Source organism: Burkholderia sp. AU17457 (genome assembly GCF_002223255.1).
Lineage (GTDB): Bacteria > Pseudomonadota > Gammaproteobacteria > Burkholderiales > Burkholderiaceae > Burkholderia > Burkholderia sola.
In genome coordinates this window covers 822360-846593 of the sequence record NZ_NKFB01000003.1, presented here as the reverse complement: position 1 = coordinate 846593, position 24234 = coordinate 822360, and the positions used below count along the sequence as shown (strand labels likewise).

Below are 24234 nucleotides of genomic sequence, written 5' to 3'. Positions count from 1 at the left end.
GGAATCTCTCAGCAGAGGGGCAGCTTTTTGTCGGCGCGGCCATTCTAATATGTCCGCGCGCCATTTGGACTAGATGTTGGCTCCGGAAAACGGGGACCGATTATCGCGGATTATTGAATATTTTCAGCGAATGGACCACCTGCTGTCACATTACGAACGTGAAATCGGACTGCTCGCACACAGTCTGGCGGACTTTACTCGACGCTTTCCGAAGATTGCAGCACGCCTCGGCATGTCTGGCGGCCACGTCGAAGACCTGCACGTCGACCGAATGGTACAGACGTTCGCGCTGCTAGCCGCTCGTGTCGATGCGAAGCTTGATGACGATTACTCGCAATTCACCGAGGCACTTCTCGAAATTGCCTATCCGCAGTATCTGCGCACGGTTCCGTCATGCGCGGTTGCCTCGTTCGACCCATCGGTTCTGTTCGGTCAGCTTACCGAACCGCTGACGATAGCGTGCGGCACGATGCTGGACGCCAATGCTGCACCGTGCCGCTTTCGTACAGTCTACGACGTCACGTTGTCGCCATTGCGCATTCACTCGGCACGCTATTCACCAGCGACGCTTGCGCCAGCAGCAGCGCGCATCCCGGCAGAAGTGACGGGGATCATTTCGATTACCTTTACAAGTGAATCCGCGTCGCAAGCGTTCGATGACGCCATTCCGTCCGCCCCAGTGCGGGTACATCTGTCCGGAGAGCGGCCGCTCGTCGCCGCGCTTTCCGATACGCTGTTGCTTCGTGCATCGGCCGCCTACGTGGAGGTGGACGAAAGCGGACGCTGGACCCGCTTGTCGAAAGTCCCCATTGAGGCGGCCGGATTTGCCGATGGCGAGCGATTGTTGCCGAACGAAGACGATACAAGCGCACAATCGTTCAGGCATCTGATCGAGTATTTTGCCTTCCCCGAGAAGTTTGATTTCGTCGACATCGACCTGGGTCGAATGCGTCGCGCCGCGCGTGCCGAAGCAGCTCGACGACTGACGCTTCACATCGCCGTGCAAGGCACCGCCCATGATTCCGGCGCCGCTCAGATCCTGGCAACGCTGAACATCAGCACGTTCCGATTGTTTTGCACACCGGTCGTCAACCTGTTCGAACGCGCGGCAACGCCTATCCAGCTAACCAGTCACGATGCCACCTATCCGATCACGCCGACCCCGTTGGCAACCGGCATTCCGCTGAGCGTCTACTCGGTTGAAGCCGTGTATCTGGGCGAGCGTACGAAGTCGAACGAAGACAAGGCCGCCATCGCTTCACACGCGGCACCGCGCACGCAGGTGTGGCCGTATCGTGCATTCAGTCACGCGCGGCCCATGAATTCGTCCGCCATCTATTGGCTGGCCTGCCGAGATCCGGAAGCCATGTCGGACGGCGCCCTGGCGGAATCGCAACTGGCGTTGGTCGACTTAAAGGGTCAAACCGCTCATCCGCGACACCCTCAGGTCGATGTCGATGTCCTGGCAACCAACGGAGCAATGCCGTCCCGGTTGCCGATCGGTGCCCCGGATAGCGATCTTCTGTACGAGGGTTCGGCATTGGCGTGTCCGATCATGCTGCTCTCCCGCCCCACCTTGCCGGCTGCCTTGCCGCGTGGCGGTGCACTTTGGCGCGTCCTGTCGGCATTGGCGCCGCATCCGCTCGACCTGACGCGGACCGGATTACCCGCGCTGAAGGAGTTTCTCCGTTTCCATGCTCCGCGTTCCAGCGTGGTTGCCCAACGTTGCATCGACGCGATCGCATCCCTCGACTACAAACCGGCGCTCAGGTGGATGCCTCTCGACAATCACTTCCCGTCATTTGTTCGCGGTGTGGAGATCCTGCTTTCGTTCTCCGAGGCTGCGACACGAGATGTCAGCCTGCATCGGTTCTCGGCTGTCATGGACCGATTCTTCGGCCCGTACGCTCAGTCAAACAGCTACGTTCAGCTCGTCGTGTTATCGGCCGAGAGCGGCAAGGAGCTTTTGCGGTGCGCTCCACGCGCTGGGACACAATCGCTGGTATAGGTCAGTGGAGATAGCCAGCCAGAATACCGCCACCAAAACCGGCCTGAAAGCCAGCCGTTAGACCATGCATGAAAAGCAGCGCCGGAGCATCCGAAATGGCCTCTGCCAGAATCATCGACATGGCTGGGCTCGTCAGGCCCAACGCAAGCAATGCCGGATTGATGCCCAACAGCATGACGGTCCCGCCCTGCGCGACAACTGCCCCGCCGTAGCCATCAAGATAGACGGTTCCGCCTTGTAAATCCGATCGCGCAAGCTCGCTGCCCTTAAATGCACTTGTCATGTAAATGGTTCCATGACTCGGGAAATCATACGTCGAACCAGCGGCACTTGCGTCGTGGCTACCGAAGCTTGGCAATTTCAACTCGGGAATTGTGAATCTCGGCAACTTGATTTTCGGAATCTTCGCACCCCAACCGTAGCCAATACCCACACCACCGTAGTAGAAGCTTTGCAAATGCTTCTGAGGATCAGTGAGAACGATATTCCCCCCCGTCGCAACTACGATGTCGACGCTCACCCCACCGCCCGCGCCAGTGTCATATTTCCACTTGCTCTTCCGAAGATACGACATACGCCCTCTCTCTTCTGCTTCTCGTTATGTCCGTGACGGCAGATTCATAATCCCGCACACGATTGCAACCGCACCCATGAAGGCAAAAACAATCGTCGAATCCCAGATCGTGGCGAAGACATTCATCGTTGCGCTGCCATCAGGATCGTCGGCTTGGTATCGCACCTCGACTCGCTGACCGAGCTCCACTTTCGTGACAATCCCGCCTTGCGGATACGAAATCTGCTGTCCTGTCTTGGTGGTGAATTGAATCTCGGGATGGTATCCGCCAGCGTTGAGCTTAACGACGAGGCCCGGCACCACAATCGACGTTCGAAGAAACTCTCTAGTCGACTGTGCGCTGATTGCAGCAGCGACAAGAAGGCCCACCCCAATCACAATGGCACTGATGCCCTTAAACATAACGCCCTCGTTTACATTCCCTACAATTATTCGGGTGCTCTATGCTGATCGTATCAGCCTCCCAAATTCTAAAACATCCTCACCTGGACGCCAGACTGTCCGCCTGGCGCGCTATCAGACCTTGGTCGGTAAGTGGCGGCGCTTGCGAATAGTCGTCGGATTTGTCGTCATCTCTAGATAAGCGCACAGTCGACACCAGTGCCCGTTCCGGATCGAACGACGGCGCGAACCAACGATGCCCGATATGGCATTCCCACTCAAGCCTCGTGCTGGCGTTCACATACTCCGTCGAGACGCATCGACCGCCGCGCTCCCTTGCGATTGTTCGCATCAGCTTCAACCCTAGCTTCCGGCCGTCGTACGCACACACACGGCACCACCTCCCCGCAACGATTGCTCCCGGCACTGCCGACCAGTGATGGCCATGTGCGCATGCCCATTCAAGTTTCGTCGTGGCGTTCTTGTAGGTCCGAGACAGGCATTGATGGTGCCCCGCCCAAGATGACCAGTGGGAGCTATGAGTTTGACAATGCGGAGGAACTCTTCGCATTCCTCGGGGAGAAAATCGTGGCAAGTGGTGCCCGTCGCCTGCCTAGCCGGTATCGGTCTTGCGATGTACATAGCCGTATTTAGGCCAGGCCCAAGACGGGACACTGTGTTTTATGGCATCCGACGTGACGCCCGGAAATCGTTCTGGCAGCGAAAGCGTGATGACATCCTCGCTAATTTGATAGCGGCCGTCATAGGCGCAGTGCTGGGCGTTGGAGGAACACTGCTAACGCAAGCGCTCAACAGATGATGACGCGGCCTTCGGCAAAGTATCGGGCGGTCATCGGGTAGAATTCATTCACACTCGGTTCACGCCGAACAGCGAATGGAGCCAACTTAACAGCAGTCGCTCGCGTGACTAAGTGCCTGAATAAGCGGAGATTTCTGGCCCGCCCTACACGATTCGAACGTGTGACCTACGGCTTAGAAGGCCGTTGCTCTATCCAACTGAGCTAAGGGCGGTCGGGGAGAAAAGACACGGCGTGACGCGGACCGCATTCGGCCTCGGGCTTTCGCGTCATGAAGCAGCAGCAACACCGCCCACTACCCCATAAGAACTCAAACCCCGAAACAAAACGGGCCCGGCAAGAAGCCGAGCCCGAAATTATACCCGATCATCGCACCAGATCACGCGAGACCGGCGCCCGCGGCATCAAACCGGCTGCGGATGCAGCATGAACCAGCCGAGGCAGAACACGCCGGCGATCACGCAATACACGCCGAACGACGCGAGCCGGCCGCGCCCTTCGAAATAGCGCATCAGGAACCGCACGCTCAGGTACGCGGCGATCGCCGTCAGCACGCCACCGAGCAGCGCATCGGCGAGCTGGTCGCGCGCATGGAACAGCTTCGGCAATTCGAGCACGCCCGCGGCAAAGATGATCGGCGTGCCGAGCAGGAACGAGAATTCCGCCGCCTTCTCCGCCGTCAGCCCGGCCACGTTGCCGGCGATCATCGTCAGCCCGCTGCGGGAGAAGCCCGGAATCAGCGCGCCGATCTGCGCGAGGCCCACGAAGAACGCCTGCTTGAAGGTCATCTTCTCGGGCGGCTGATGCGCGCGGCTGCGCTGGATGCGATCGCCGACCCACAGCAACACCCCGTTGACGATCAGCGCGATCGCGACGATCCGCAGATCGTGAAACACGCGCTCGATGCGCTTCTCGAGCAGCAGTCCGACGATGCCGGTCGGGATCGTGCCGATGATCAGCGCCCACATCAGGTGGCCGTCGTCGTTCTTGCGGCCGCCGAGCTGCGCGAAGAACCCGCCGATCAGCGCGATCCAGCGCGCGCGGAAATACCACAGCAGCGCCAGCGCGGTGCCGAGGTGGAGCGCGACGAGGAAGGGCAGCAGTTGCGGCGCGTGCTTGTCGATATGCATGCCGAACAGCGCCGGCACGAGCAGCGTGTGGCCAAGGCTGCTGACGGGGAAGAGTTCGGTGACGCCCTGCAGGACGCTCAGGAATACCAGAAACCAGAGGCTCACGCGTCGGTCCTTTTAGTGAAGATAAGCGGGAAGGAAGGCGGACGACGCGATGCGCGTCCTGAAAAACGCGCCCCGATTATGCCGAGCCCGGATTACTGCGCCAAGGCATTTGGCAGGATATTGCGGCGATGCACACAAACACTTGCAATTTGTAAGCTAGCAGAAAGCAAAAAGCCCGCCATTTGCATGGCGGGCCTGTCGACTTCGGCAGAAATTGCCGTCAGCGGCCGAGCTGATAGAAAAATAATACCGTGCTACCGGTAAACATGCCGAACAGTGCGATTCCCATTGCCATTGCCAGATCCATGGCCCCCTCCACGAAGTGTCATGACCCGGCAACATCACCGGTTTAGAGGCATTATCCCGGCGGTCGACAGTGTTAAAAACTCGCAATTTCCCCAGAAGGGTTTTCCCCGACCGGCCGCGGCCCGATAATGGAACGCCCGTTGCTCCCGTCACCCGTCCAATCCCGATTCGCCATGCCGATCTTCCAGCAACACGACATTCACGAACTTCACGCCGGCCCGTCGCTCGTCCGGGTCGCCCCGCAATTCGGCGGCCGCCTGCTGTCCTGGCACGTCGATGGCGAACCGGTGATCTTCTGGCCGGAAACCGCCGACTGGAGCAATCTCGCACGCGTGCGCGGCGGCAATCCGCTACTGTTCCCGTTCCTCGGCCGCCACCGCGTCGACGGCGAAATCGGCCGCTGGCGCGATGCGGCCGGTGTCGTCCGCGATCTGCCGATGCACGGTTTCGCGCGCGATCTGCCGTTCGACGCGCACCCGTCGGCCGACGGCGCCGCGCTGTCGATGACGCTCGACGCGAACGACGCGCTGCGCGCGAGCTACCCGTTCGATTTCCGCTTCGAAACGACCTACCGGCTGGCCGACGCGCATACGCTGGACGTCGCGCTGACGACGACCAATCGCGGCGACACGCCGCTGCCCTATTACGCCGGCCACCATTTCTATTTCGCGCTGCCGCACGGCGAGCGGGCCGACACCGTCCTCGAACTGCCGCCGACGCACCGTTGCCAACAGCGCGCGGACGGCTCGATCAGCCCGCCCGAACCGGGCCAGGCCCATTACCGCCTCGACGATCCGGACATCCTCGATCGATTCCACTGCCTCGACGGCCAGCCGTTAGCGCCGGTGCGCATCGTGATGCCGGGCCGCCGCCGCACGATCGAGATCGCGCTCGACGTGCCGGGCTCGATCCCGTGGTACGCAGTCACGACGTGGACCGAAAAGCCGGATTCGGATTTCTATTGCGTCGAACCGTGGCTCGGCCTGCCCGATGCGATCCACAACGGCCGCGGGCTGCGCATGCTCGCGCCGGGCGCGACCGAAACGGCCACGCTGCGGATCCGCGTCGCACCGCTCGCCGGCTGATTCGACACGCGCCGAACCGGGGCGCGGCAGCCGCACCCGCGACCGAAACTGCGGAGCGCGGGTCGAACCCGTTAAAATCTGACGTTTTGTGTTGCCTGCCGCGTCACGCGCGGCGGGGTTTTGCGAGGTTCAATGTTCGGAACAACAACGAAGCGACTCTTCGCAGCCGCCTGCGCCGCCTTGCTCGTCGCGTGCGGCTCCGCGCCCGTCGGCCCCGGGTTCTATCGCGTCGAGCGTGGCGACACGCTGTACAAGATCGCGCGCGAAAACCGCACGTCGGTACAGAACATCGTGCGCTGGAACCAGATGACGAACCCCGACGCGATCGAGGTCGGCCAGGTGCTGCGCGTCGCACCGCCGCCCGGCACGACCACCGCGTCGACGCCGTCGACCACCGGCACCGGCAGCGCGGGCCGCGCGCGCCCGGCACCTTCCGCGCCGGTCGAATCGGCCGTGAAGCCGGCCACGAGCATCGCGCTGATCTGGCCGGCGGCCGGCAACGTGGTGCGCACGTTCGACGGCTCGAAATCGAAGGGCATCGACATCGCGAATTCGCCGGGCACGCCGGTGGTCGCAGCCGCGCCGGGTGTGGTGGTCTACGCCGGTAACGGGCTGCGCGGCTACGGCAACCTGATCATCCTGAAGCACAACGCCGATTACCTGACGGCCTACGCGCACAACCGCGCGCTGCTGGTGAAGGAAGGCCAGTCGGTCACGCAGGGGCAATCGATCGCGGAGATGGGCAACAGCGACAGCGATCGCGTCGCGCTGCATTTCGAGCTGCGCTATGGCGGCCGCTCGATCGATCCGTCACGCTACCTGCCGGCGCGCTGAGCGCACCACAGACGACACGAGGCGACGGCACGCATCGCGTGCCGTCGCGTCGAAAACGGAAAAATCGAGTCAGCGCTTGCGCAGACGTCCAGTGAAACGGCCGGACAACGGATCGACGTGACGAGCAAACGCCACCAGCACCCCGATTCCAATCAGGCTGAACCCCGCAGCTATCAGAAGCAAATCCATGGTCACACCACTGTTTTGTCTTGATCTTATGCGTCATTGTGGAATCGTGCACTGAGCCTCGCCAATTGGACGAGTCCGAACATTCCCTATCAGGAAACACCATTGTGGATTCGTCTGCGTGAATTCCTGATGTAAGCCGTTTACCCGACGCCACGCTCGACACCAGGAGACCACCCGATGCTGCCCGCCGCAGACTGCTACGACCAGCTCCTCTCCCGCTTCCAGTGGGACATTCCGGCACGCTACAACATCGGGGTGGACGTGTGCGACAAATGGGCAGACGGCAGCGGACGCCTCGCGCTGATCCACGAAACGACGCAAGGCGACGTTTTCCGCGTCACGTTCGACGACCTGAGGAATGCTTCTAACCGGCTCGCGAACAGCTTTGCGCGTGCCGGCCTGCGGCGCGGCGACCGGATCGCCATCTTTCTCGCGCAAGGCCCGGAAACGGCGATCGCACACCTCGCCGCGTACAAGTTCGGCGCGATCGCGGTACCGCTCTTCACGCTGTTCGGCGTGGATGCGCTCGAGTACCGGCTCGCGAACAGCGAGGCCGCCGCGCTCGTCACCGACGCGGCCGGCTACGCGAAGATCGCGCCGCTGCGCGCGAAACTGCCGGCACTGCATACCGTCTACTGCATCGGCGACGATGCGCCCGATGCGCCGGGCGTGCTGCGCTACGACGCGGCGCTCGCCGCCGAAGCGCCGGATTTCGTGCCGGTGGATACGGCCGCCGACGATCCCGCCGTGATCATCTATACGTCCGGCACGACCGGCAAGCCGAAAGGCGCGCTGCATGCGCATCGCGTGCTGCTCGGCCACCTGCCGGGCGTCGAGATGTCGCAGCAGTGCTTCCCGCGCGACGCACGTCTGTTCTGGACGCCGGCCGACTGGGCATGGATCGGCGGGCTGCTCGACGTGCTGCTGCCGTCATGGCATCACGGCGTGCCCGTGCTCGCGCGCCGCTTCGAGAAATTCGACGGCGACGCGGCGTTCGCGCTGATGGCGCGGCACGGCGTCACCCATGCGTTCCTGCCGCCCACCGCGCTGAAGCTGATGCGCGCCGTCGCGGCGCCGCGCGAACGCTACGCGCTGTCGCTGAAATCGGTCGCGAGCGGCGGCGAATCGCTTGGCACCGAACTGACGGCGTGGGGCCGCGACGCGCTCGGCGTGACGATCAACGAGTTCTACGGGCAGACCGAGTGCAACATGGTGCTGTCGTCGTGCGCGGCGCTGTCCGACGCAAAGCCCGGCGCGATCGGCAAGGCGGTGCCCGGTCATGCGGTCGCGATCGTCGATGCGAACGGTGCGCCGCTGCCGCCTGGCGCCGAAGGCCGCATCGCGGTGCGCCGCCCCGACCCGGTGATGTTTCTCGAATACTGGCGCAACCCCGGCGCGACGCACGACAAGTTCGCGGGCGACTACCTGCTCACCGGCGATACGGGCACGATCGACGCGGACGGTTTCGTGCGCTTCGTCGGCCGCGACGACGACGTGATCACGAGCGCCGGTTACCGGATCGGCCCGGGCCCGATCGAGGACTGCCTGCTCACGCATCCGGCGGTGCGAATGGCGGCCGTCGTCGGCGTGCCCGATGCGACGCGCACCGAGATCGTCAAGGCGTTCGTCGTGCTGAACCCCGGCCACGTCGGCGACGACGCCCTCGTCGGCGCGCTGCAGGCGCACGTGCGCACGCGGCTCGCCGCGCACGAATATCCGCGCGCGATCGCGTTCGTCGACAGCCTGCCGATGACCGCGACCGGCAAGATCGTGCGCCGCGCGCTGCGCGACGCGTGAGCGGCCCGCCCGCGGCTCGGCCCGCCCGGCCGGATGGTTTATAGTGGCGCCACGCAGTCTTTCCAAGAAACCGATGTCCTCTGATCAACACGCCACCGCGGGCGCGTCGCACAGCCCGCTCTACGCCAAACTCCTCGGCGAGACCGCCAAGATCGACTGGTGCGATCTCGAACGCTTCTTCGCGCAGGGCAAGCTGCTGTCGATCGCACGCGACCTCGATCTCGTCAGCGTCGCGGAAGCCGTTGCCAGCGACGACGCCGAACAGGTCACGCGCTGGCTGTCGTCCGGCCTCGTCGCGCGCATGCCGGCCGAGACCGCCGCCGACTACGCGGCGCGCAATCCGGAGCTGTGGGCGGTCGTCGTCTCGCCGTGGGTCTGCGTGCAGGAACGCGCCTGACGCGTCCGCCATGTCCGACTCCGCCTCACCGCACGGGGCCGGCGGCGCTTCGGCCGTCGTCACGCATCGGCGCGTCCTCGCGCTCGCGTTCCCGATCGTCGTCGCGAACCTGACCCAGCCGATCCTCGGCGCCGTCGACACGGCCGTCGCCGGCCATCTCGACGGCGCGCAATATCTCGGCGGCGTCGCGCTCGGCGGGCTGTTCTTCAATTTCGTGTTCTGGGGCTTCGGCTTCCTGCGGATGGGGACGACCGGTCTCGTCGCGCAGGCGCATGGCGCAGGCGACGCCGCCGGGATCCGCCTGAACCTGCTGCGTGCGCTGATCGTCGCGTTCGCGCTCGGCGCTGCAGTGCTGGCGCTGCAGGTGCCGCTGCTGTCGTTCGCGCTGTCCGCGCTCGGCGGCAGCGATGCCGTGCGCGCAACCGCCCTCGCATACGGCCACGCACGGATCTGGAGCGCACCGTTCGCGCTCGCGAACTACGTGGTGCTCGGCTACCTGCTCGGCATGCAGCGCGTGCGGCTCGCGCTCGTCGCGCAGGTGTTCATCAACGCGGTGAACATCGCCGCCGTGCTGCTCTACGTGTACGGCTTCGGCTGGGGCATCGCGGGTATCGGCGCGGCGACCGCCACCGCGGACGCCTGCGGCTTCGCGCTCGGCATGTGGCTGCTGTGGCGGTTGCGGCCGCGCGGCCTTGCACCGCTCGCGGTACGCGCGCTGGCCGACCGCGTCGCGCTCAAGCGGCTGATCGCGCTCAATCGCGACATCTTCCTGCGCACGCTGTGCCTGCTCGGCGCGTTCGGGTGGTTCGCGCATCTCGGCGCGAAACAGGGCGACGCGACGCTCGCCGCGAATGCGCTGCTGCTGAATTTCCAGACCTTCATGGCGTACGGCCTCGACGGCTTCGCGCATGCGGCCGAGGCGCTCGTCGGTGCGGCGGCCGGCGCGCGCGATCGCCGCGCATTCCGGCAAGCCGTGCGCGTCACGCTGTTCTGGTCGGCACTCGGCGCACTGCTGTTCGCGCTCGTTTACTGGGCGGCGGGGAGCTGGATCGTCGCGCGCCTGACCGACCAGGCCGAAATCCGCGCGGTCGCGCTGCGCTACCTGCCGTGGGCCGCGATCTCGCCGATCGTGTCGGTCTGGGGCTTCCTGCTCGACGGCGTGTTCATCGGCGCGACGCAGACGCAATCGCTGATGCGCGCGATGGTCGTGTCGTTGTCGATCTTCATCGCGGCCACGCTCGCCGCCGTCGGCACGTTCGGCAACCACGGTCTCTGGTTTGCGCTGCTGCTGTTCATGGCCGCGCGCGGCGCGACGCTCGCGCGCTACCTGCCGGCGCTGTTGCGGCGCATTGGCGCCGACCCGCAGGCCGCGTCCGCGGCCCGCGCGTGACGGCAGGCGCGGCCGGGCGTTACTGCACCGGCTTCGGCGACGGCACGTCGAGCATCGACGGCGGCGTCATGTCGGTCGGCACACCGTGATAGTCGGCGGGATCTTCCGGCGGGTGGCCGCGGCGCGCCTGGCGAGGATCGCTGCTGCAGGCGGCAAGGAGGGATGCGGCCAGCACGGCCAGCATGAAACGGGTCATCAGGTAGAGCTCCGGAAAACGGCGCGCCCATCGCACGCCGGGACCGCGCCGAGTCTAGCGGAAATCCGGTTTCGGGGTTGCGCCGAACATGTCCTACTATGTACGCATGGCGCTGTGCCGTTGAAAGGAGGCTGCCATGTCGTCTGAAGAAATTGCGGGCCTGATCGGCCTGTTCATCGGTCTGATGGTGCTCGTCGCGCTGTCGTACTTCGAGTCGCGCGAATACAAGCGCAGCCACGAAGGCGAAGGGATGATCCACCACTGGATGGCGGAACACCACCTGCTCGACTGGCGGCGCAAGCACTGAGCGCGTCGCTGCCGGGCGGCCCTTCCCCAGGGCCGCGCGAACGTACCACCCCGCGGTACGGTAATCGTCGCGTGTCGCTGAAATTATCGGGGTCCGATGCGCACACATGCACCGGATACACGAACGCCGTCGCGCAGCACTTGCCACGCGACGGCGTTCGCTTGTGTGCGCCGCGCCTCACGGGCGCGACGCGGTTCAGACGGCTTAGCCCAGGAAGTGGCGGGCGTAGCGTGCGTTGATGTCCGACAGGCGGAACAGCGTCAGGAAATCCGCGCAGTTGAAGTCGGGATCCCAGGCCGGTGCGCCGCAAATCTTCGCACCGAGACGCAGGTAACCCTTGATCAGCGGCGGCGGCGCGACGACGGTGCCCGTCTGCAGTTCGTCGACCGGCAGGGCCGTGTGCGGAAACGCGCGGTACTCGGGCGCCGTCAGCGAGCCGGCCGACAGCGACTGGTACAGGTTCGCCGCGTAGTGGCCGCCGTCGGCCATCGACACGCTCGCGCAACCCAGCATCGTTTCGTAGCCGTTCTGCATCATGTACGCGCCCAGACCGCCCCACAGCGCCATGATGACGGCGCCGCTGCGGTAGTCGCTGTGCACGCACGAGCGGCCGACCTCGACCATCTTGCCGCGCAGGTGCGTGAGGCGCGACAGGTCGAATTCGCCTTCGGCGTACAGGCGGCCGACCCGCGCCGCCTGATGCGGCGGCAGCACGCGGTACGTGCCGACGACTTTCAGCGTGTCGAGATCGCGGACGAGCAGGTGGTCGCAATACGCGTCGAACGGATCGACGTCGAGACCGGCGGGGCCGCTGACCTGCGCGCCCATCTCTTCGGCGAACACGCTATAGCGCAGGCGCTGGGCTTCGCGCAATTCGTCTTCCGTGCGCGCCCACGCGGCGCGCAGGCGATACTCCGATGTGACGGTTTCACTGGCGCGCGGCAGGTGGCGCCGCGACATGTCGAGGGGCAGCGAGGCAAAAGGGAGCGTAGGCGTCGGCAGTTCTCGCATTAGGCTTTCCTGGTCGTAAGGAATAGGACGACATGCCCGCCAATGTAGTAACCGGCCGTGACCGTTATGTGGCACGACCGTGTCTTTTCAATGACGTGTCGCCGAATTGACTTTAGCAGAAAGCTTGCGAAACCGTACGATCAATCCCTTCAAACCCATTCCGGCGGGCTTTACACCAGTTCGGGCGTCAAAACCGCTCGCAGCACCGCCTGCCGGCTACCGTCGCGCGTGCGGCTCGCGAGCCACACGATTCCGCCCTTCTTGACGCTCCAGCTGTCGTCGTCGCCGGCGATCAATTGCGCGGCGACGCTGCCGAGCGTCGGCTGGTGGCCGACGATCACGACCGTCGGCGCGATGCCTTCCGGCCAGCCGGCCGCCGCCAGCACGTCGTCGACGCTGCCGCCCGGCGCGAGTGCGTCCACCGTCCGGTACTGGTCGGTCAGCGCCTCGACGGTCTGCACGGTGCGCGCCGCCGGGCTCGCGAGGATCACGGTATTCGTCTCGAGCCGGCCGCGCAGCCATTTGGCCATCGCCTGCGCGTCCTTGCGGCCGCGCACGGTCAGCTGGCGCGCGAGATCGCTCGGCGCGTAATCTTCGGCTTCGGCGTGGCGCCACAGGATCAGGTTCATCATGATGTTCTCCTTGCTTCGGCGAGCGGCCGCGCGCATGCGTGCGGGCCGGCCGATCATCACGGGAATTGTCGCAAATCGCGGCCGGTTCGCGGTCGCGGCATTTACCCGCATATCGTGATTGACCGGATCGGTCATTCGACGTTATTATCTTTGGCTCGTCGGAGCGTAGCGCAGCCTGGTAGCGCATCTGATTTGGGATCAGAGGGTCGAAGGTTCGAATCCTTTCGCTCCGACCAAGGAAATCAAGGGGTTAGCTGATGCTAACCCCTTTTTCTTTATTCGGTCCATGTAACGCAACGCCATCCCGCATCGGTCCATCCATATCGATCCCTCTCTGCCTCACCCTTTCGCCCCTACAGCCGAGGAATGTTCATGTATGGGGCCAGATGCAATAGTCGCTAACCGAGCGTGCTCCGGGGCCGAGACGAGATCCCCGTGGGCTGCTCAGCGCCGAAATCCACTCTCGGCGAGGCGCAAGCCCTGAACATCCACACCGATGGTTTGCATAGCGGCGCGCCGAACGCTCTGGCGAAGCTGCGCAATGCCAGCTTGGTTTCCTTGACGCTGCATTTCGGTGTCGGCAGCCACGGCCAGCGCGGCCAGATAGGCGAACGTCTCGGCCCGGCGCTGCTTGTCGGCATCCGACATCCCGCTGATCTTGCTGTCGCGGGCAAGCGCGGCACGCATTTTTGCGCGCAGGGTCGCGATACCTTCCGGCTTCGGCCTGGCGTGCGTCGCATTCACAACTTCCCAAGTGACCACCATATAGCCGACAAGCACATCGGCCAGGTTGTTGCGCTCCAATGCATAGCTCCCCAGCATGCGGTCGAACTGCGCGAGTGGAGCGGATTGGGCGAGATACCGTTCGGCCTCTGCCCACCGGGACGGATCGCGGCGCGCCAGAAAATCGACTATTGACACGTAGACTTCACGATGAACCGTCTCATCCGGACGAAACCGCAGTTTCTGCTGCGCGGCCGCATCCGGACCCGGAGGCTGCGCAGCGCCCCGCCCGACGATCTGCGAGCCAATGTTCAAGCCGCCGATGATGTTGTTGTTCGACGTCATGCCCATACCAAGCCCGATGCTGGCACCGGCATCGTACTGAGCCTGAGCGTTGGGGACATGCCAATATGTACCAACGAGCGCCGCCGCAATCAGTCTGCGTAATCCTGTTCGCATGTGCCGCCTCCCCGGAGGCGGCCTTACTGCACCGGCCTGGGAAGACTGCAACCCGAATAGAAAACGCGACAGTTCCTGTCGTTCGCGTTGCAGACTTTCATGGCCTTGGCTGTGGCCTCGTCGATCGAAGCCCCGTAGTTCGAGTTGTGCGTGTTTTCTCCAACAGACATGACCGCGCAGCCATTCGCGTAGGAGAGGTCAACCTCGCACTGCGTACCACCTTGCGCCTTGCATTGCGAAAGCGCGGCGCGCTCAGCCTGTCGCTGGCTGTCCAGATCGGTGGATGTGCCGAGCGCGCCCACCTTGCCGTCGGTGGAGATTGCTCCCCAGCGGGAGATCCAACTAATCTGGCGTTGCGGTGGAGAGGCTTCTTGTTCTTGGCCGCCCGTATCCGGGCCGCAGGAACTCGCGCTATAGGGGATCCAACCCGGCGGACACGCGACTTGTGCATCGCCGATGGATGCAGTGCCCAGAAGAGTCGCGAGCAAGGCAAAAGTTCGGAAGGTACGCATAGTCGATGAAGTCGACCCCGCTATTGGATGCGTTGAGGAAGACTGCAGGCGGAGTAGTAAACGCGGCAATTGGAATCTCCTGCGGCGCGGCACATCTCCAATCCCTTCTGCGCGGCATCGTCGTCCGTGATACCGCCATTCATGTTCATCGCTCGATCGCCGACCACCATCGCCACGCAGCCGTTTCCATAGGAAATCTGCAGTGTGCAGTCAGTGCCGCCCTTGAGGCGGCAATCCCTCAGAGCAGCCACTTCGGCCAGCGCCCTGTCGGGTTGGTCTTTCGAGGCCCCGAGGATGCCCTTAGGCGTGTCTGTCGCAAGCGCCTGCCAGCTGGAAGCCCACCGGACGGAGGGCGCCGAGCTCTGTCCAGGGTATTGCTGTTGCGCGTTCGGATCCGCGCCGCACACGCTTTGGTCCTGCGCCGTGCCATACGGAACCATCCCCGGAGGACAGGCGGTCTGCGCTTCGGCGATAGAGCCGCAAGCCAGCGCACTCAGCAGGGCAGGCAAAAATACGAAGCGCGTTCGGTGCATCGATGGTCTCCGCTGGATCACCCGTTATTCGATTTCATCTTCACGGCAATTATTTCGATGTCGGCGGTATCGCACACAACGGAGTTGATCGCGAAAAAGACTCGCCGCGGCTTGGCCTTATCGATGCTCATTTCCGTCGGAAAACGGCTGATGAAGACGCGCTCGCCGGATTAAGCGCGCAGCGTGCAGGGAATATAGACTAATCGGTCTACCTTGGCGAGAATATTGAGCGCTGGATGCGGACATGCTGGCTAGACGCAACGCCTGATTTGTTTCCATTTCTTGGTATTCGCCACCGCCGGCATGAGTTACCGGTTTCCCCAACGATTGGAAACCATGCGTATCCGTGTGGCATTGGCAGTACACGGATAGGACAGTTCAGCGTCGAAGCCAGGTGCGCCCACATCCGCTGGCGGGCATGCGCGAGACCAATCGAAGTGTGGGCCGAGCGCGCCGGCACGGAGTGAACACCGTAGCCCCTTTTTCAGTTTACTGGCGCTTTTTACCGCCCCTTGAATTGCTCACCCGTGTTCGGGGCCCGCAGCGGCACGGCCCGGGCACCGATCCCCCCGCGCATCGACGCGCCCGCGTCACCCGCCAAGCCCGCGCACGAAACTTGCTGGAACACGCGATAATACGTGTGAACAACCCGCATCCGCGCATGAAAAACAACATTCTCGAAACTGCTCTGTGTGCGTTGCTGCTCGTGCTCGCCACCGCCGGCGACGCGTCGGCGAAAGCGCTCGACGACGCGCTCGATTGCCATTCGACCGGCCACAAGTTCGTCGCGCCGCTGCTCGCGGCCGGCGACATCCAGTCGGAGCCGATGCACGTCGAATCGAATTCGGTCAATGCGTTCCGCACGAACCGCTCGCTGACGGCGTACGGCTTCGGCGTCTATGTCGTGCTCGGCTACCAGGCGAACGACCCGATCTTCCGTCCGGGCGACGGCAAGCCGATCGGTGACTGGGCTTACGGCGTCGTCGTGCGCGGCACGAAGAGCGCCGTCGAGGAAGCCGTGCGCAAGGCCGGCAGCGACGCGACCGTCAAGCAGGCGTTCCCGTTCCTGACCGCGATCGTCTGCTCGTCGGATTGAGCAGACCATCACCACCCGCGTTGCGCGGCCCGTGATTGCACGGGGCGACGCCTGAAAGGTGCCGCCCAAAGGCATATCTCCCCGGAGCCCGAAGCACCTTCCGGCGCCCGCTATCGCCCTGTCACGCGCCGGTATAAACCACGCGATAAGGGATACCGACCTTCTCCCACTCCGCTGCCTCCTGGCTGAGGCTGTAGTCGGTCAACGGGTTCTGCTCGACCCATGCGCTCGGCAGACGCACCTCGTACCCGCCCTTCTTCATCTGCGAAACGGAAATGTCGGGCAGCCCCGCATCGGTCCGGCGCCGGCACAGCAGCGCCGCGAGCCGCAGGCAGAACAGCAGCGGCCACTCGACCTCGCGCGCCTGCGACAGCTTGCCGAGCTTGCCCGCATGGCCGAGCACGAGCGCGGCGAGCCGCGCCTGGTCGGTACGCGAGAAACCCGGCATGTCCGCGTTGCTCGCGATATAGGCCGAATGCTTGTGATACGCGCTGTGCGAGATCGACAGGCCGATCTCGTGCAACGCGGCCGCCCAGCCGAGGAACATCCGTCCTTCCTCGCGCGCTTCCTCGTCGTCTTCCTCGAGCTCGTCGTAGAAACGCACCGCGAGCGCACCGATCCGCTCCGCCTGCGCACGATCCACGCCGTAGCGGCGCGTGAACCCCTCGACGGTCACCGCGCGCATGTCCTCGTGCTGCGTCCGGCCGAGCAGGTCGTACAGCACGCCGAGGCGCAGCGCGCCGTCGGTCGTATCGACGTAGTCGACCCCCAGCTCCTCGAACACCGCCAGCATGATCGCGAGGCCGCCCGCGAGCACGGGCACGCGGTCCGGCTTCAGCGCGATCAGCTTCAGCCGGTTGACGTTCTCCGCCTTGATCAGCGCACGCTTCAGGCGCTCGAGGCCGCCGCGCGAAATGCCGTGCGTGATGCCCGGATCGTTGAAGCCGTTCGCCTCGACGAGCTCCGCGAGCGCGCGCGCAGTGCCGGACGAACCGATCGCCTGGTCCCACCCGGCCTTCTTGTATTCGCTCGAAATGATCTGGATCTCGCGCTTGGCCGCGAGTTCGGCCTGCCGCATCGTGTATTCGTCGACGTTGCCGGCCGGGAAGAAGGCGCGGCTATGGCTCACGCAGCCGATATAGAGGCTCTCCATCACGATCGGCGTGTAGTGCGAGCCGATGATGAATTCGGTCGAGCCACCGCCGATGTCGACGACGAGCCGCTTGCCGGCACTCGCCGGCACCGAGTGCGCGGCGCCCGCATAGATGAGGCGCGCCTCTTCGCGGCCCGCGATCACTTCGATCGGGAACCCGAGCGCGGCCTCGGCCTCGCCGAGAAATTCGGCGGCATTCTTCGCGACGCGCAGCGTGTTGGTCGCCACCGCGCGCACATGATCGGGATGGAAATCGCGCAGGCGCTCGCCGAACCGCTTGAGCGCCTCCCAGCCACGCTCCTGCGACGCGCGATCGAGCATCTTGTCGCTCGACAGCCCCGCGGCCAGCCGAACCGGCTCGCGCAGCGCGTCGACGGGATAGATCTGGCTGCCCGCCGGCGTTTCCTCGACGCGCCCGACGATCAGCCGGAAGCTGTTCGAGCCGAGATCCACGGCAGCCAGCAAGTGGGGAGTTGTAACCATCAGAAGGGGCTCCGTGCGCGTTCTTCCGCGGCGGCCGTTCCGGCACCCGCGGGCGGTCAATCAAAGGCGACATTTTAAGCGTGGAACGCTTGCCGTTGCCACGCTTCACGGGCATGCACACTGCTCCGTTCCATATAGCCAAAACATTTATGCGACGAAAGGGTTCGGGCGTAGAATTTCCCGATATAAAACCATGATTGTCATCAGCACGTCATCGTACCGTGAGAGTTTCCGAGCGTCCTTTCGAATCATCGCCTGAATTACCCCCTACTCTGCCGATGTCCGTCCGTTACCCGCTTCTCAATCGTGAACTCGGCATCCTCGGTTTCAACGAGCGCGTGCTGGCCCAGGCGGCCGATCCGCAAGTCCCGTTGCTCGAGCGCCTGCGCTTCATCTGCATTACCAGCAGCAACCTCGACGAATTCTTCGAAGTCCGGATGGCCGGCCTGCAGGAGCAGATCCGCGACAACCCCGGCGCGCTGACGCCCGACGGCATGTCGTTGCAGCATGCTTACGATCTCGTCGTCGAACGCGCGCAGCGGCTCGTGCATCGACAGTACACGATGCTGCACGAAACCGTGCTGCCGGCGCTCGAACAGGAAGGCATCTACTTCCACGCGAGCGACACGTGGAACGACGAGCAGCTCGAATGGGCGCGACGCTACTTCCTCGACGAACTGCTGCCCGTGCTGACGCCGATCGGCCTCGATCCGGCCCACCCGTTCCCGCGCGTGCTGAACAAGAGCCTGAACTTCGTCGTCGAGCTCGAAGGCCGCGACGCATTCGGCCGCCAGGCCGTGATGGGCATCGTGCAAGCGCCGCGCGCGCTGCCGCGCGTCGTGCGCATGCCGCATGCGCTGTCGGGTTTCGAGCACGGCTTCGTGCTGCTGAGCTCGTTCATGCAGCGCTTCGTCGGCGAACTCTTTCCGCAACTCGTCGTGAAAAGCTGCAACCAGTTCCGCATCACGCGCAACAGCGAGCTGTTCGTCGACGAAGACGAAATCACGAACCTGCGTGTCGCGTTGCAGGGCGAACTGCCCGCGCGCCACCTCGGCAACGCGGTACGCCTCGAGGTGTCGGCCGACACGCCGCTGCACATCGTGCGACGCCTGCTCGAGGAAAGCGAACTCGGCGACAAGGACTGCTATCGCGTGGCCGGGTCCGTGAACCTCGTGCGCCTGATGCAGATTCCCGATCTCGTCGATCGCCCCGACCTGAAGTTCGCGCCGTTCACCGCGTCGACGCCGGCCGTCATCGCCAACGCGCCGACGATGTTCGACGCGATCGACGCCGGCGACATCCTGCTGCACCACCCGTACGAGAGCTTCCAGCCCGTGCTCGAACTGCTGCAGCAGGCCGCGAAAGATCCGAGCGTCGTCGCGATCAAGCAGACGATCTACCGCACCGGTACCGACTCGCCGCTGATGGACGCGCTGATGGAAGCCGCGCGCAACGGCAAGGAAGTGACCGTCGTCGTCGAGCTGCTCGCGCGCTTCGACGAGGAAACCAACATCAACTGGGCGTCGCAGCTCGAAGCCGTCGGCGCGCATGTCGTGTACGGCGTGGTCGGCCACAAGTGCCACGCGAAGATGATGCTGATCGTGCGGCGCGTCGTGCAGGCCGGCAAGGCGTCGCTGCGCCGCTACGTGCACCTCGGCACCGGCAACTACCATCCGCGCACGGCGCGCCTCTACACCGACTTCGGGCTGATGACGGCCGACCAGAAGATCTGCGAGGACGTCCATCACGTGTTCCAGCAACTGACCGGGATCGGCGGCGAACTGACATTGCACGAGCTGTGGCAGTCGCCGTTCACGCTGCATCCGCGCATCATCGATTCGATCCGCGCGGAGATCGACAATGCGCAGGCCGGCAAGCGCGCGCGCATCGTCGCGAAAATGAACGCGCTGCTGGAGCCGTCGGTGATCGCCGCGCTGTACGAAGCGTCGCAGGCCGGCGTCAAGGTCGACCTGATCGTGCGCGGCGTCTGCGCGCTGAAGCCCGGCGTGCCCGGCCTGTCGGAAAACATCACGGTGCGCTCGATCGTCGGCCGCTTCCTCGAACACCACCGCATCTACTACTTCCACGCGGGCGGCGCCGAGGACGTCTATCTGTCGAGCGCCGACTGGATGGACCGCAACCTGTTCCGCCGCGTCGAAGTCGCGTTCCCGATCCGCGAGCGCAAGCTCAAGCGGCGCGTGATCGCCGAAGGGCTGTCGGTGTGCCTCGGCGACAACCAGTCGGCATGGCAGATGCACAGCGACGGCCACTATCGCCGCCGCCGCACCGGCAAGACGATCCGCAACGCGCAGCTGGGGCTGCTCGCGAAGTTCTGCTCGTGAGCCGTCGGCGCGATACGCGCCGCTTCGCCATGAAAAAAGCAGCCCGCGGGCTGCTTTTTTTGACTGTCAAACCGCTACGCGATCATGCTTCGTAAGCGGCCGGCCGGATCGCGATGACCCGCGAGCCCGGGAACCGTGCGGTGAACGTACTGCCGCGCCCTTCCTCGCTCTGCACGTACAGATGCGCGTCGTGCCGCTGCAGCACGTGCTTGACGATCGCGAGCCCGAGGCCCGTGCCGCCGGTGTCGCGCGAACGGCTGCGATCGACACGGTAGAAGCGCTCGGTGAGCCGCGGCAGGTCGGCGGCCGGAATCCCGAAGCCGCTGTCCGTGACGGAGAACACGCCCTGCGCGCCCTCGCGCCGCCACGACACGACGATCTTGCCGCCGTCCGGCGTATAGCGGATCGCATTCGTGACGAGATTCGCGAACGCGCTGAACAACTCCGTCTGCGCGCCCGTGACGCCGAGCGTCTCGTCGATCGAGAACGCGATGTCGTGATGCCCGTTCGACAGCGTGTGCGCATCTTCCTTCAGATGGTCGAACACCGCACGCATGTCGATCGCGTGATCGACCGGCGGCTTGCTCTCGCCTTCCAGCTTCGCGAGCACCAGCAGGTCGGTCACGATGTGCCGCATCCGCGACGCCTGCTGCTCCATCATGTCGAGATAGCGCGCGCGGTCTTCCTCGTTCAGCGGCAGTTCGCGCATCGTCTCGAGGAAGCCCGACAGCACGGTGAGCGGCGTCTTCAGCTCGTGCGACACGTTCGCGACGAAGTCGCGCCGCATCGCGTCGGTACGCTCGAGCTCGGTGATGTCCTGCGTGAGCAGCAGCTTGCGGTTCTCGCCGTACGGAAACACCTGCACGGCCAGCACGTTCTGCCGCGAGTCGCCCATGCCGCGCATCAACAGCGTCTCGTCGTAATGCTGCGCATTCAGGTAGCGGACGAAATCGGGATGGCGCACCAGGTTCGTGATGTGCTGACGCAGGTCGCGCTTCGCGTCGAGGCCGAAATGGACTTCGGCGATCGCGTTGCACCACTCGATCTGGTCGTGATCGTCGAGCATCGCGACGCCGTTCGGCGAGGCCTGGATCGCCTGGATGAAGCGCGAATGCTGCTGCTCGACCTGTCGCACCTGCGCATGCCACTGCTTCGCGAGCTTGTGCAGCCGATAGTAGATCTCGCCCCAGATGCCCGGCGCGCTCGGCACTTCGCCGTAGACCGGCGCATCGAGCAGGCGCCACAGACGCTGCGTGTGGAAGGTACTGAAAAAGCCCTGCGCGACCAGCATCACGACCACGAACACGAGGCCCGTGGTCGGGCCGGCGAAGACGCCGACCAACACGCCGATCAGCACGAGCAGCACGAGCGACACCAGGAAGCGCGCCCAGATGATGTTCATGATTCAGCGTCCGAAAGAAGGAACGGCATGCCGCGGCACGCGGCGTGCCCGAATACGTTACGCGTGCTTGGCGAGGCGGTAGCCGCTGCCGCGCACGGTTTCGATCATCGCATCGCAGCCGGCCGGTTTCAAGGCCGCGCGCAATCGTTTGATGTGCACGTCGACGGTGCGCTCCTCGACGAACACGTGGTCGCCCCACACCTGGTCGAGCAACTGCGTGCGGCTGTGCACGCGCTCCGGATGGGTCATGAAGAAATGCAGCAGCCGGAACTCGGTCGGGCCGAGATCGAGCTTGATCTCGCTGCCGTCCCCGTGCGCGGCGACGCGATGCGTGGCCGGGTCGAGGCGCAGCCCGTTGATCGACACGACGTCCTCGGTCAGCTGCGGCGCGCGGCGGCGCAGCACGGCCTTGATGCGCGCCATCAGTTCCTTCGGCGAGAACGGCTTCGTCACGTAGTCGTCCGCGCCGATTTCGAGGCCGAGCACCTTGTCCTGCTCGTCGCCGCGGGCGGTGAGCATGATGATCGGAATGTGCTTGGTCCGTTCGTTGTTGCGCAGGTCGCGCGCGAACGCGATACCGGACTTGCCCGGCAGCATCCAGTCGAGCAGCACGAGATCGGGCAGCACGTCGCTGATCAGGTTCTGTGCCTGTTCGGCGTTGTACGCGCGGATCGGGCAGTGACCGGCGTGCTGGAGATTCACCGAGATCAGTTCGGAAATCGCGGGCTCATCTTCAACGACGAGAATGTTGCTGGGCATCGGCACCTCTGTTCTTCCTATGGAGTCGATTAACTGTTGGCTTCGCGATCGAGCGTGTCGCGCGGCTGGTGCCGCACGTCGGTGCCCTTCACGATGTAGATGATGAATTCGGCGATGTTCTTCGCGTGGTCGCCGATCCGTTCGATCGCCTTCGCGATGAACAGGTAGTCGAGGCCGACCGAGATCGTGCGCGGATCTTCCTGCATGTACGACACGAGCTTGCGCACGAACGCGCGGAATTCCATGTCGATTTCCTTGTCGTCCTTGACGATCTGCGCGGCAGCCACCGTGTCGAGGCGCGCGAACGCGTCGAGCGCGCGGCGCAGGATCGTCACGGCCATCTCGCCCGACACCTTGATCTCGGCGATGTTGACCGCACGTGCGGCCGGCTCGTCGACCAGGCGGCGCACGCGCTTGGCGATCTTCTCGGCCTCGTCGCCGGCGCGCTCGAGGTTCGTAATCGTTTTCGAAATCGACATCAAAAGACGCAGGTCGCGCGCGGCAGGCTGCCTCCGCGCGATGATGTTGCCGCATTCCTGGTCGATGTCCACTTCCATCGCGTTCAGCGTTTCCTCGGCCGCGATCACCTTCTCGGCCGTATCGCGATCGAACTCGTTCAGCGCGCGCATCGCGCCGACGATCTGCGACTCCACGAGTCCGCCCATTTCCAGCACTTTCGACGACACGGCATTCAGGTCCGCGTCGAACTGGCTCGACAGATGTTTATCCGACATGACTGTTGTTCTCCGTCATCAGCCGAAGCGGCCGGTGATGTAGTCTTCCGTTTCCTTGCGCACCGGCTTGATGAAGATCTTTTCGGTGTCGCCGAACTCGATCAGCTCGCCCAGGTACATGTAGGCCGTGTAATCCGAGCAGCGTGCGGCCTGCTGCATGTTGTGCGTGACGATCACGACCGTGTAGTCGCTCTTCAGCTCCGCGATCAGCTCCTCGATGCGGCCCGTCGAGATCGGGTCGAGTGCCGAGCACGGTTCGTCCAGCAGCAGCACTTCCGGCCGGATCGCGATGCCGCGCGCGATGCACAGACGCTGCTGCTGGCCGCCCGACAGCCCGTAGCCGCTCTGGCCCAGCTTGTCCTTCACTTCGTTCCACAGCGCGGCCTTCGTGAGCGCCCACTCGACGCGATCGTCCATTTCCGAGCGCGTGAGTTTTTCGAACATCTTCACGCCGAACGCGATGTTGTCGTAGATCGACATCGGGAACGGGGTCGGCTTCTGGAACACCATGCCGATTCGCGCGCGCAGCAGCGAGATGTCGCGCTTCGTCGTCAGCAGGTTCTCGCCGTCCATCAGGATTTCGCCTTCGGCGCGCTGCTCCGGATAGAGCGCGAACATCTTGTTGAACGTGCGCAGCAGCGTCGACTTGCCGCAGCCCGACGGGCCGATGAACGCCGTCACCTTCCCTTCGGGAATGCGCAGGTTGATGTTCTTCAGCGCGTGGAACTTGTTGTAGAAGAAGTTGAGGTTGTTGACCTCGATCTTCGCGTTCAGCGGCGCGAGCGGACGGCCGTGCGCCGCGTCTTGCGTGCCGGCGGGCGCAGCGGTGCGCTCGACGGGATTCAGGTGGCTTTCTGCCATATTCATCGGATTGCTCC

Annotated in this window: 23 protein-coding genes and 2 tRNA genes; 10 read left to right on the top strand and 15 right to left on the bottom strand. The window is 64.3% G+C overall.

Going from position 1 to position 24234, the window contains the following annotated elements:
* The first annotated feature begins 130 nt into the window (after positions 1-130).
* Entirely contained in the window at positions 131-2008 is a 1878-nt protein-coding gene (gene tssF / locus CFB49_RS06470) for a type VI secretion system baseplate subunit TssF (RefSeq protein WP_089490922.1), read from the top strand.
* A gap of 1 nt (position 2009) precedes the next feature.
* On the opposite strand, the gene CFB49_RS06465 is transcribed toward tssF, so the two are convergent.
* The 4 genes from CFB49_RS06465 to CFB49_RS06450 form a co-directional block, all read right to left on the bottom strand.
* Positions 2010-2582 (bottom strand): hypothetical protein, encoded by a 573-nt coding sequence (locus tag CFB49_RS06465; protein WP_089434835.1) that lies wholly within the window; start codon positions 2580-2582, stop codon positions 2010-2012.
* A 24-nt stretch (positions 2583-2606) separates the two neighbouring features.
* A complete protein-coding gene (locus CFB49_RS06460; RefSeq protein WP_089490921.1) occupies positions 2607-2984 on the bottom strand; it encodes a DUF3592 domain-containing protein in 378 nt (125 codons plus the stop codon).
* Positions 2985-3918: 934 nt separating this feature from the next.
* A tRNA-Arg gene (locus tag CFB49_RS06455) sits at positions 3919-3995 on the bottom strand.
* A gap of 190 nt (positions 3996-4185) precedes the next feature.
* Positions 4186-5016 (bottom strand): undecaprenyl-diphosphate phosphatase, encoded by an 831-nt coding sequence (locus tag CFB49_RS06450; RefSeq protein ID WP_050013665.1) that lies wholly within the window; start codon positions 5014-5016, stop codon positions 4186-4188.
* 479 nt (positions 5017-5495) lie between these two features.
* Here CFB49_RS06450 and CFB49_RS06445 point away from each other — a divergent pair, with 479 nt between their 5' ends.
* The 5 genes from CFB49_RS06445 to CFB49_RS06425 all read left to right on the top strand — a co-directional run bounded on the left by CFB49_RS06445 (position 5496) and on the right by CFB49_RS06425 (position 11014).
* Positions 5496-6407, top strand: a complete 912-nt coding sequence (locus CFB49_RS06445; RefSeq protein WP_089490920.1) for an aldose epimerase family protein — start codon at positions 5496-5498, stop codon at positions 6405-6407.
* A gap of 132 nt (positions 6408-6539) precedes the next feature.
* Positions 6540-7241, top strand: coding sequence for a peptidoglycan DD-metalloendopeptidase family protein (locus CFB49_RS06440; protein ID WP_089490919.1), 702 nt, complete (start codon positions 6540-6542; stop codon positions 7239-7241).
* A 366-nt stretch (positions 7242-7607) separates the two neighbouring features.
* Positions 7608-9227 carry an acyl-CoA synthetase gene (locus CFB49_RS06435; protein WP_089490918.1) on the top strand — a complete coding sequence of 540 codons (1620 nt, stop codon included), beginning with the start codon at positions 7608-7610 and terminating at the stop codon, positions 9225-9227.
* Positions 9228-9300: 73 nt separating this feature from the next.
* Positions 9301-9624 (top strand): DUF2288 domain-containing protein, encoded by a 324-nt coding sequence (locus tag CFB49_RS06430; protein ID WP_069617121.1) that lies wholly within the window; start codon positions 9301-9303, stop codon positions 9622-9624.
* 10 nt (positions 9625-9634) lie between these two features.
* Complete coding sequence (locus tag CFB49_RS06425) at positions 9635-11014, top strand: MATE family efflux transporter (RefSeq protein WP_089490917.1); 1380 nt, start codon at positions 9635-9637, stop codon at positions 11012-11014.
* Between the two features lie 19 nt (positions 11015-11033).
* Here CFB49_RS06425 and CFB49_RS36230 read toward each other — a convergent pair whose 3' ends face one another.
* Complete coding sequence (locus tag CFB49_RS36230) at positions 11034-11210, bottom strand: hypothetical protein (RefSeq protein WP_089434830.1); 177 nt, start codon at positions 11208-11210, stop codon at positions 11034-11036.
* 136 nt (positions 11211-11346) lie between these two features.
* On the opposite strand from CFB49_RS36230, the gene CFB49_RS36225 reads away from it, so the two are divergent.
* Positions 11347-11517, top strand: coding sequence for a hypothetical protein (locus tag CFB49_RS36225; protein ID WP_006476323.1), 171 nt, complete (start codon positions 11347-11349; stop codon positions 11515-11517).
* Between the two features lie 204 nt (positions 11518-11721).
* Here CFB49_RS36225 and CFB49_RS06415 read toward each other — a convergent pair whose 3' ends face one another.
* Both CFB49_RS06415 and sixA read right to left on the bottom strand, forming a co-directional pair.
* Positions 11722-12528 (bottom strand): GNAT family N-acetyltransferase, encoded by an 807-nt coding sequence (locus CFB49_RS06415; RefSeq protein ID WP_069617119.1) that lies wholly within the window; start codon positions 12526-12528, stop codon positions 11722-11724.
* Between the two features lie 170 nt (positions 12529-12698).
* Positions 12699-13160, bottom strand: coding sequence for a phosphohistidine phosphatase SixA (gene sixA / locus CFB49_RS06410; RefSeq protein WP_069617202.1), 462 nt, complete (start codon positions 13158-13160; stop codon positions 12699-12701).
* A gap of 159 nt (positions 13161-13319) precedes the next feature.
* Between sixA and CFB49_RS06405 the strand changes: the two genes are divergently transcribed.
* Positions 13320-13396: transfer RNA gene (locus CFB49_RS06405), tRNA-Pro, on the top strand.
* 208 nt (positions 13397-13604) lie between these two features.
* Here CFB49_RS06405 and CFB49_RS06400 read toward each other — a convergent pair.
* From CFB49_RS06400 to CFB49_RS06390, 3 genes are read right to left on the bottom strand one after another with little or no spacing between them, the layout of a single operon-like run.
* Positions 13605-14342, bottom strand: coding sequence for a DUF6683 family protein (locus CFB49_RS06400; RefSeq protein WP_143329241.1), 738 nt, complete (start codon positions 14340-14342; stop codon positions 13605-13607).
* A gap of 23 nt (positions 14343-14365) precedes the next feature.
* Positions 14366-14830 (bottom strand): DUF4189 domain-containing protein, encoded by a 465-nt coding sequence (locus tag CFB49_RS06395; RefSeq protein WP_176730142.1) that lies wholly within the window; start codon positions 14828-14830, stop codon positions 14366-14368.
* Positions 14831-14874: 44 nt separating this feature from the next.
* Positions 14875-15387, bottom strand: a complete 513-nt coding sequence (locus CFB49_RS06390) for a DUF4189 domain-containing protein (RefSeq protein ID WP_089490915.1) — start codon at positions 15385-15387, stop codon at positions 14875-14877.
* A 661-nt stretch (positions 15388-16048) separates the two neighbouring features.
* Between CFB49_RS06390 and CFB49_RS06385 the strand changes: the two genes are divergently transcribed.
* Entirely contained in the window at positions 16049-16483 is a 435-nt protein-coding gene (locus tag CFB49_RS06385; RefSeq protein WP_069617199.1) for a hypothetical protein, read from the top strand.
* A 121-nt stretch (positions 16484-16604) separates the two neighbouring features.
* Here the strand turns inward: CFB49_RS06385 and ppx are convergent, their stop codons facing one another.
* Positions 16605-18119: an exopolyphosphatase gene (ppx, locus tag CFB49_RS06380; RefSeq protein WP_089434826.1), complete on the bottom strand. Its 1515-nt coding sequence runs from the start codon at positions 18117-18119 to the stop codon at positions 16605-16607.
* A 278-nt stretch (positions 18120-18397) separates the two neighbouring features.
* Between ppx and ppk1 the strand changes: the two genes are divergently transcribed.
* Entirely contained in the window at positions 18398-20461 is a 2064-nt protein-coding gene (gene ppk1, locus CFB49_RS06375; protein WP_069617117.1) for a polyphosphate kinase 1, read from the top strand.
* 82 nt (positions 20462-20543) lie between these two features.
* On the opposite strand, the gene phoR is transcribed toward ppk1, so the two are convergent.
* The 4 genes from phoR to pstB are packed head-to-tail and all read right to left on the bottom strand — an operon-like array spanning position 20544 to position 24223.
* Positions 20544-21863, bottom strand: a complete 1320-nt coding sequence (phoR, locus tag CFB49_RS06370) for a phosphate regulon sensor histidine kinase PhoR (RefSeq protein ID WP_089490914.1) — start codon at positions 21861-21863, stop codon at positions 20544-20546.
* A 57-nt stretch (positions 21864-21920) separates the two neighbouring features.
* A complete protein-coding gene (gene phoB / locus CFB49_RS06365; protein ID WP_006750313.1) occupies positions 21921-22622 on the bottom strand; it encodes a phosphate regulon transcriptional regulator PhoB in 702 nt (233 codons plus the stop codon).
* A gap of 29 nt (positions 22623-22651) precedes the next feature.
* Entirely contained in the window at positions 22652-23356 is a 705-nt protein-coding gene (gene phoU / locus CFB49_RS06360; RefSeq protein ID WP_006476334.1) for a phosphate signaling complex protein PhoU, read from the bottom strand.
* A gap of 18 nt (positions 23357-23374) precedes the next feature.
* Complete coding sequence (pstB, locus tag CFB49_RS06355) at positions 23375-24223, bottom strand: phosphate ABC transporter ATP-binding protein PstB (RefSeq protein WP_050015221.1); 849 nt, start codon at positions 24221-24223, stop codon at positions 23375-23377.
* Positions 24224-24234: the final 11 nt, after the last annotated feature.

Bases quoted from the DNA above. Each gene is read 5' to 3' on its own strand.
- CFB49_RS06460 (WP_089490921.1), bottom strand. From the start codon at position 2,984: ATGTTTAAGGGCATCAGTGCCATTGTGATTGGGGTGGGCCTTCTTGTC.
- phoR (WP_089490914.1), bottom strand. From the start codon at position 21,863: ATGAACATCATCTGGGCGCGCTTCCTGGTGTCGCTCGTGCTGCTCGTG.
- sixA (WP_069617202.1), bottom strand. From the start codon at position 13,160: ATGATGAACCTGATCCTGTGGCGCCACGCCGAAGCCGAAGATTACGCG.
- CFB49_RS06425 (WP_089490917.1), top strand. From the start codon at position 9,635: ATGTCCGACTCCGCCTCACCGCACGGGGCCGGCGGCGCTTCGGCCGTC.
- ppk1 (WP_069617117.1), top strand. From the start codon at position 18,398: ATGTCCGTCCGTTACCCGCTTCTCAATCGTGAACTCGGCATCCTCGGT.
- CFB49_RS36225 (WP_006476323.1), top strand. From the start codon at position 11,347: ATGTCGTCTGAAGAAATTGCGGGCCTGATCGGCCTGTTCATCGGTCTG.
- CFB49_RS06440 (WP_089490919.1), top strand. From the start codon at position 6,540: ATGTTCGGAACAACAACGAAGCGACTCTTCGCAGCCGCCTGCGCCGCC.
- CFB49_RS06400 (WP_143329241.1), bottom strand. From the start codon at position 14,342: ATGCGAACAGGATTACGCAGACTGATTGCGGCGGCGCTCGTTGGTACA.
- CFB49_RS06465 (WP_089434835.1), bottom strand. From the start codon at position 2,582: ATGTCGTATCTTCGGAAGAGCAAGTGGAAATATGACACTGGCGCGGGC.
- ppx (WP_089434826.1), bottom strand. From the start codon at position 18,119: ATGGTTACAACTCCCCACTTGCTGGCTGCCGTGGATCTCGGCTCGAAC.
- pstB (WP_050015221.1), bottom strand. From the start codon at position 24,223: ATGAATATGGCAGAAAGCCACCTGAATCCCGTCGAGCGCACCGCTGCG.
- CFB49_RS06435 (WP_089490918.1), top strand. From the start codon at position 7,608: ATGCTGCCCGCCGCAGACTGCTACGACCAGCTCCTCTCCCGCTTCCAG.
- CFB49_RS06390 (WP_089490915.1), bottom strand. From the start codon at position 15,387: ATGCACCGAACGCGCTTCGTATTTTTGCCTGCCCTGCTGAGTGCGCTG.
- CFB49_RS06385 (WP_069617199.1), top strand. From the start codon at position 16,049: ATGAAAAACAACATTCTCGAAACTGCTCTGTGTGCGTTGCTGCTCGTG.
- CFB49_RS36230 (WP_089434830.1), bottom strand. From the start codon at position 11,210: ATGACCCGTTTCATGCTGGCCGTGCTGGCCGCATCCCTCCTTGCCGCC.
- CFB49_RS06430 (WP_069617121.1), top strand. From the start codon at position 9,301: ATGTCCTCTGATCAACACGCCACCGCGGGCGCGTCGCACAGCCCGCTC.
- phoU (WP_006476334.1), bottom strand. From the start codon at position 23,356: ATGTCGGATAAACATCTGTCGAGCCAGTTCGACGCGGACCTGAATGCC.
- tssF (WP_089490922.1), top strand. From the start codon at position 131: ATGGACCACCTGCTGTCACATTACGAACGTGAAATCGGACTGCTCGCA.
- phoB (WP_006750313.1), bottom strand. From the start codon at position 22,622: ATGCCCAGCAACATTCTCGTCGTTGAAGATGAGCCCGCGATTTCCGAA.
- CFB49_RS06445 (WP_089490920.1), top strand. From the start codon at position 5,496: ATGCCGATCTTCCAGCAACACGACATTCACGAACTTCACGCCGGCCCG.
- CFB49_RS06415 (WP_069617119.1), bottom strand. From the start codon at position 12,528: ATGCGAGAACTGCCGACGCCTACGCTCCCTTTTGCCTCGCTGCCCCTC.